General features: G+C 64.1%; 5 protein-coding genes. All 5 read right to left on the reverse strand.

Annotation, left to right across the window (positions count from 1 at the left end):
• Positions 1-92: 92 nt before the first annotated feature.
• The 5 genes from ACFMO5_RS07695 to gmd all read right to left on the reverse strand — a co-directional run bounded on the left by ACFMO5_RS07695 (position 93) and on the right by gmd (position 5545).
• Positions 93-1028, reverse strand: a complete 936-nt coding sequence (locus ACFMO5_RS07695) for a glycosyltransferase family 2 protein (protein WP_376792167.1) — start codon at positions 1026-1028, stop codon at positions 93-95.
• Between the two features lie 31 nt (positions 1029-1059).
• The gene (locus ACFMO5_RS07700) at positions 1060-1965 is read right to left on the reverse strand and encodes a polyprenyl synthetase family protein (protein ID WP_376792168.1); all 906 of its coding nucleotides are present in this window, start codon (positions 1963-1965) and stop codon (positions 1060-1062) included.
• Positions 1966-2263: 298 nt separating this feature from the next.
• Positions 2264-3067: a TatD family hydrolase gene (locus ACFMO5_RS07705; protein ID WP_376792169.1), complete on the reverse strand. Its 804-nt coding sequence runs from the start codon at positions 3065-3067 to the stop codon at positions 2264-2266.
• Positions 3068-3135: 68 nt separating this feature from the next.
• On the reverse strand, positions 3136-4557 hold the full coding sequence (locus ACFMO5_RS07710; RefSeq protein ID WP_376792170.1) for a phosphoglucomutase/phosphomannomutase family protein: 1422 nt from the start codon (positions 4555-4557) through the stop codon (positions 3136-3138).
• A gap of 1 nt (position 4558) precedes the next feature.
• The gene (gmd, locus tag ACFMO5_RS07715; RefSeq protein ID WP_376792171.1) at positions 4559-5545 is read right to left on the reverse strand and encodes a GDP-mannose 4,6-dehydratase; all 987 of its coding nucleotides are present in this window, start codon (positions 5543-5545) and stop codon (positions 4559-4561) included.
• Positions 5546-5656 lie beyond the last annotated feature (111 nt).

A 5656-nucleotide genomic window follows, 5' to 3' on the forward strand; every position in this document is an offset into this window, starting at 1 on the left:
CCTCCGGCGTCACCGCCTCCGGGCGCTCAAGGCGCCCGGCGCGCCCCTCAATCGAAATCCTCCCAATAGGCTTTGGGCAGGTTCGATGGGGGCTAAGGCTTGTGGTCCGTCATCGAGAGCAGCCCGCGGAGGACCTGAGCGTAGACGCGCATCCGTTCCAGGCGCATGGGCCTTTTATGGCCCAGCAAAGCTTTCCCCCCCTCCAGGCCGATTTGCCAGAGGTACTGCCCGATCAAAAAAGCCCGCAGGGCGGCTGCGGCGATCGGGCCGTGATGTTTGCGAAAATAGCGGATCTTGCTGCGCTGGAAGGCGAGGTGTTGCACCGCGGGGACCTGATCGCTGCTGCGCCCGCCGTAGTGGATCACCTTCGCGGGCGGATAGTAGAACACCCGCCAGCCGGCCGCGCGGATCCGCCGGCACCAATCCAGCTCCTCAGCGTACATAAAAAACCCCTCGTCCATCGGTCCCACGTGCTCCACGACCTCCCGGCGGACCAGCATGGCGGCCCCTGTGACCCAATCCACTTCCTGGATCTCCTCATCCGAGCGGTCCAGCGCGTAGTAATGGCGGAGGATGGGACGGGGGGCGTAGGGTTGCCACCAAGTGCTCTCAAACAGAGCCGTCCAGAAAGTGGGGAACCGTCGGCGGGAGGATTGAACCGTCCCATCCGGATTCAACAGCTGGGGGCCAACCACCCCAACCTGCGGATGGGCATCCGCGAAGGCCACCAGGGCTTCGATGGCTCGATCCAAAACGAGGGTGTCCGGGTTCAGGAGGAACAAGTAACGGCCGCGGGCGATCGCCATCCCCTGGTTGTTCGCCGCCGGGAAGCCGAGGTTAACCGGATTGCGCAGCAAGCGGACCTCGGGGAACGCTTCCCGCACCCGCTCCGGCGTCCCATCGGTGGAGGCGTTGTCCACCACAATGATCTCCCCTTTGAGGTCCCCCATCGCCTCCCGTGCCGAGGCCAGGCACCGGGAGAGCCACGCCCACACATTCCAACTCACAATGATGATCGAGACATCCATCGCCTCGCCCGCATGCTGATCCGTTCTATTGTCATCGATCCCGCCGGAGGATCTGCTCTCCAATCCATCGGAGGGCTTCCCGCGCGGGGCCGTCGGGCAGGCTCTGGAGCTGGGCCTGTCCTCGACGCACGAGGACCTCCGCTTCCGCAATGGCGCGGGGGATGGCCTCGGAGTTCCGGATCCGACGTACCGCTTCCTCGATGAGGGCCTCATCCCCGGAGCTCCCGGCCAGGATCCGTGGGATCAACGGGTCATCCGGATGTTCCTCCAGATAAAGCAACACGGGAAGGGTGGCCAACCCTTGACGCAGATCGTTGCCAACCGGTTTGCCCAGGACCCGCGCGTCTCCCGTGAAATCCAGGATGTCATCCATGATCTGGAAGGCGATGCCCAAATCGACGCCGTATTGCCGCAGGGCCTGAACCTGCGGCTCCGGCGCCTGAGCGAGAACAGCTGCCGCCTCCGTGGCCAGCTCGAACATCGCTGCAGTCTTGGCATAGATCCGCCGCAGGTAATCTTCCCGATTGAGCATGGTGGCACGGTTCCCGAATTGCTGGTGCAATTCCCCTTGACAGATCGTCATCAGGGTGCGGGCGAAGATCGCCATCACGCGGACGTTCTCTGTCCGGGCAGCTAGGGAGGCGGCGTAGGCGAACAGATAATCCCCCGTGAGCACGGTCGCGGCGGGGGTCCAGATGGCGTTGAGGGTCGGCACCCCCCGGCGAAGCAGGGAGCCGTCGATCAGGTCATCGTGGACCAGGGTGGCGGTGTGCAGCATCTCAACCGCCGCCGCCAAGTTGATCAACGCTTCGTCCGTCGGCCGGTAAAGGCGACCGGTGAGGAGGACCAGGACGGGGCGAATGCGTTTGCCTCCCGCGGCGAGAAGGTGATCTACAGCGGTTTTCAACGGCTCGAAGGCCAGCGGGATCTCCCGCATTCGGGCCTCAACTCGCTCCAGGTCTGCGCGGAGCCATTCTTGAAGCATCAACGATTGTGGATGGACCGATTGCGTGGTTAGCGGCATTCCCATTTACCCGGTTCAGGATGCGGCCGAAGGGCTGTGCTCATTGCTCCATTTTAAAGCAGTTCATCTGTTCCGGCATAGTGATCCGTCCAGGCCCGTGCTTCTTCCATAATTTGGGGATATGCAATGGGGAAGCCAGATAGCCTCCCTCTTTCTCTCCCCTCCCCGCAGCCTGGAGGGCTGCGGGGAGGGGGGAAAATCCTTCATTCGCTCATCGATCCGGGGAGGCCTCCAGATTTGGGAGCTGGAAAAGCCGGCGTGCGTTTTGGGTGGTCTGAGCCGCGATCTGTTCCACAGGAGCATTCAGAATTCGAGCCAGTGCTTCTACGACATACCCGAGATAGGCGGGTTCATTACGCTGCCCCCGATGGGGTTGAGGCGGCAAGTAGGGCGCGTCGGTCTCGAGCACTAAGGCGGACAGCTCCACTGCCCGCACGGCCTCCCGGAGGGTCTCCGCGCGCGGGTAGGTGATCGGCCCTCCGATCCCCAGGACGAACCCCCAGGCCACCGCCGTCCTCGCCAGGGAGGGATCCCCGGAGAACGCGTGGAGCACCCCCCGGCCGCTCGGGCGGGCGGCCACCCATCGTTCCAGCTCTTCCATCATCGCCTCTTGGGCCTGTCGCTGATGGATGATCACGGGCAGGCCGAGCTCCCCCGCCAGCTCGAGCTGGGCTCGAAAGGCCTCCCGTTGGATCTCCCGAGGGGAAAGATCCCGATAGAAATCGAGGCCGATCTCTCCGATCGCCACGACGCGGGGGTGCTGGGCCCACCGGCGCAGCTGGGCCATCGCCCCGGGCGAGAAGGTGGAAGCCGCGTGGGGATGGATCCCCACCGCGATATAGAGCTCGGGATGGCGTTCGGCCAGCGCCAGGGCCGCTGGGATCCGCTCCAAGGTCACCGACGGGATCACCAGGGCCTCCACGCCGGCCTCTCGCGCCCGGGCCAGCACCTCCTCCCGATCCCCATCAAAGGCGGGGTCATCCAAATGGCAGTGGGTATCGATGAGCGAACGCATGGTTGCGTGTCATCCCAATGGAAGCCCCAGCGGGCGTCCTCGCCCTGAACGTCCATGGATCCTGGAGCTCACTCCAGGCCAGCCAGCTGACGGCCTGCAGCGAGCAGTTGGGACACCCGCTCCGGCGCGGTGGTCTCGGTGTAGATCCGCAACAGGGGCTCGGTGCCGGAGAACCGGATCAGCAGCCAGCCCCCATCCTCCAGATAGAACTTGTAGCCATCGCTCCGATCGATCCGGAGCACCCGAAGCCCAGCCAGGCGCTCCGGTTGGGCTTGGTTCAGGCGCGTTTGGGTTTCCCCTCGGCGCTCCGGTGGGAACTCCACATCGACCCGGGAGTAATAATGAGGGCCGACCAGTTGGAAGAGCCAGTCGATCAGCTCCGAGGGCCGCTTCCCCGTCCGGACCATCAGGTCCAGCAGATACAGGCCCGCCAGGATCCCATCTCGCTCCGGCAGATGACCGCGGAAGGCGAAGCCGCCGCTCTCCTCGCCGCCGATCAGGGCATCCGTCTCCAGCATCTTCGGGGCGACATACTTGAAGCCAACGCCGGTCTCGTAAACCGGGATCCCATAGCGCTCCCCGAGTTTCTCGAGCATGGAGGTGGTGGAGAGGGTTTTGACGATCGGCCCTCGCTGCCCCCGAACCTCCAGGAGGTAGAGGGCCAGCAGGCCGTAGACGCGCAGCTGGTCCACAAAATTCCCCCGCTCGTCCACCAGGCCCACGCGATCCGCGTCCCCATCGGTCGCGATTCCGGCATCGGCGTTCATCGCCCGCACATGCTCCTGAAGGTCGTCCAGGTTTGGAGGGATCGGCTCCGGGCGCTTCATCCGAGGGAAGATGGGGTTCCGCTCGCCATGGATCTCGATGATGCGGATGCGCCCGGGGGAGAGGAGCCGTCGCAGCCAGCCGATCCCGTTCCCCCACATCGGATCCACCACGATCGTGAGGTCCGCCTGGCGCAGGGCTTCCAGGTCCACGAGGGTCTGGAGGTGCTCAATGTAAGCGGGAGCTGGGTCGAAGACCTCGACCAGGCCTTTCGCCAAGGCTTCCGCCATAGGCATCCGCTTCACCCCGCGCTCGTCCGGCGGGATGCGGGCTTCGATCTCCTGGAGCCCCTGAGGGTCGACGGCCCCGCCGAAGCGGTTGCGGACCTTAAAGCCGTTGTCCGTGGGGGGATTGTGGCTGGCGGTGATGTTGATGGCCCCGGCCGCGCCCCGAGCCACCACGCTGTAGCTGATCACCGGGGTCGGCACGGCCCGGTCGCAGAGATAAACCCGGATCCCGTTGCCGGCCATGACCTCCGCGCAGGCTTCCGCGAAGTGCTCGGAGGCGAAGCGATGATCGTAACCGATCACCACACCCCCCTCCGCCTGCCCGGTGTCCAACAGCCATTGGGCGAAGCCCTGAGCGCATCGCCGGACGTTCTCGAAAGTGTAGTCGTCGGCGATGCGGCCGCGCCACCCGTCCGTGCCGAAGCGGATGACCTTCATCTTATCCCTCCCGGATCCCGTATTCCTGCCTGACCAGCTCCAAGTCCGCATCAACCATGATCTTCACCAGCTGCTCGAAGGTCACGGAAGGAGCCCAGCCCAATTTGGTTCGCGCCTTGGTGGCGTCCCCCACCAGCAGATCCACGTCCGCCGGCCGATAGAGGGCGGGATCCACCACCACGTATTTCTTCCAGTCCAGCCCCAGGTAATCGAAGGCCAGCTCCACGAACTCGCGGACGGAGTGGGTCTCCCCCGTGGCGATCACGTAGTCCTCCGGTTCGTCCTGTTGCAGCATCAGCCACATGGCCCGCACGTAATCGGGGGCATAACCCCAATCCCGGCGGGCCTCCAAGTTCCCCAGCCGGAGCTCGTGGGCCAGGCCCAATTTGATCTTGGCCGCCGTGTAGGTGATCTTGCGGGTGACGAACTCCAGACCGCGGCGCGGGCTCTCGTGGTTAAAGCAGATCCCGGAGACGGCGAACATCCCGTAGCTTTCCCGGTAATTCACGGTGATCCAGTGGGCGTACACCTTGGCGACCCCATACGGGCTGCGGGGATGGAAGGGGGTGTTCTCATTTTGGGGAACCTCCTTGACCTTCCCGAACATCTCGCTGCTGGAAGCTTGGTAGAACCGAATCGTGGGGTCCACCAGGCGGATGGCCTCCAGCAGCCGGGTGACCCCCAGGGCGGTGAACTCCCCGGTGAGGACCGGCTGTTTAAAGGAGGTGGGCACGAAGGACTGGGCGGCCAGGTTGTAGACCTCGTGAGGTCGGTATTCCCGCAGGATGTCGATCAGCGAGGATTGATCCAGCAAATCCCCTTGAACCAAGGTGATGCGGTCTTGGATGTGGCGGATCCGCTCGAAGTTGACGGTGCTGGTGCGCCGCACCATCCCGATCACTTCGTATCCTTTCTCCAGCAAGAACTCCGCCAGGTAGGATCCATCTTGGCCGGTGATCCCTGTGATCAAAGCGCGCTTCCGTTCCATATCCTGTGTGCCTCCGGATTTGTTTTGGGAATATGGGGGTAGAGAGAGCGAATGGCCCCCCTTTTTCTCTCCAGAGAAAAAATCTTTTGAGGGCTGGGCCAGGGGCCGAAG

The sequence above is a fragment of the Thermoflexus sp. genome, assembly GCF_042408365.1.
Lineage (GTDB): Bacteria > Chloroflexota > Anaerolineae > Thermoflexales > Thermoflexaceae > Thermoflexus.

Coding starts and splice junctions, on each gene's coding strand:
- ACFMO5_RS07695 (WP_376792167.1), bottom strand. CDS start 1,028: ATGGATGTCTCGATCATCATTGTGAGTTGGAATGTGTGGGCGTGGCTC.
- ACFMO5_RS07700 (WP_376792168.1), bottom strand. CDS start 1,965: ATGCGGGAGATCCCGCTGGCCTTCGAGCCGTTGAAAACCGCTGTAGAT.
- ACFMO5_RS07705 (WP_376792169.1), bottom strand. CDS start 3,067: ATGCGTTCGCTCATCGATACCCACTGCCATTTGGATGACCCCGCCTTT.
- ACFMO5_RS07710 (WP_376792170.1), bottom strand. CDS start 4,557: ATGAAGGTCATCCGCTTCGGCACGGACGGGTGGCGCGGCCGCATCGCC.
- gmd (WP_376792171.1), bottom strand. CDS start 5,545: ATGGAACGGAAGCGCGCTTTGATCACAGGGATCACCGGCCAAGATGGA.